Raw genomic sequence first — 682 nt, 5'->3', positions numbered from 1 at the left:
CCCATGAACCCCGCCGCCCCGGCGCCGGCCATCCGCCTCGCGGACGTGAGCGCCGCCTACGACCGCCGTCGCCCCGTGTTCACGGGCGCGGACCTCGTCATCGACGGGCCGGGCCTGGTCCGCGTCCACGGCCGCAACGGCGGCGGCAAGTCCACTCTCATCGAGCTGGTGTCCGGCTACCTGCGCCCGTCGGACGGACAGGTGCGGATCGGCGGCCTGCCCGCCCACGACCCCCGTGCCCATGAGCGGCGCCGCGTGTGCCGCACCGAGCCCGCCCTCTACCCCCTGATGGACGTGCACGACCACGTGGTGTTCGCCAGCCGGTGGGCCGGTGCGGACCCCGCGGAGGGACTGGCTCGGGCCGAGCGCTACGGGCTCGGCCCGTGGATGCACGCTCCCGCCCAGACCCTCTCCACCGGCAACCGCCGCCGCCTCTGGATCGTCCAGTGCACGGTCGGCGCCTTCGACACGGTGGTCCTCGACGAGCCGTTCAACGGGCTCGACGACGAGTCCTCCGCCGTCCTCGCCGCTGAGCTGGCCGCCTGGGCGCGCACCCGCTGCGTCGTCCTCATCTGCCACCTGCCCCCGCCGGGGCTGGCCTTCGACCGGGTGGTCCGCTGGCCCCCGGGACAGGCCGCCGCCGACCCCGCACCCCCCGCCGACCCAGGAGTCCGACCATGAC

The 682-nt window shown here is 75.8% G+C and carries 1 protein-coding gene; it reads left to right on the top strand.

Annotated features, from left to right (window positions below; genetic code table 11):
• A partial coding sequence (locus tag MHY29_RS12215; RefSeq protein WP_239241594.1) for an ATP-binding cassette domain-containing protein occupies positions 1–681 on the top strand: 681 nt, incomplete at its 5' end.
• Position 682 lies beyond the last annotated feature (1 nt).

Source organism: Micrococcus sp. ACRRV, assembly GCF_022346985.1.
Classification (GTDB): Bacteria; Actinomycetota; Actinomycetes; order Actinomycetales; family Micrococcaceae; genus Micrococcus; species Micrococcus porci.
Note: the sequence above shows the minus strand (reverse complement) of the source record. Positions and strands in the feature narration are given on the sequence as shown.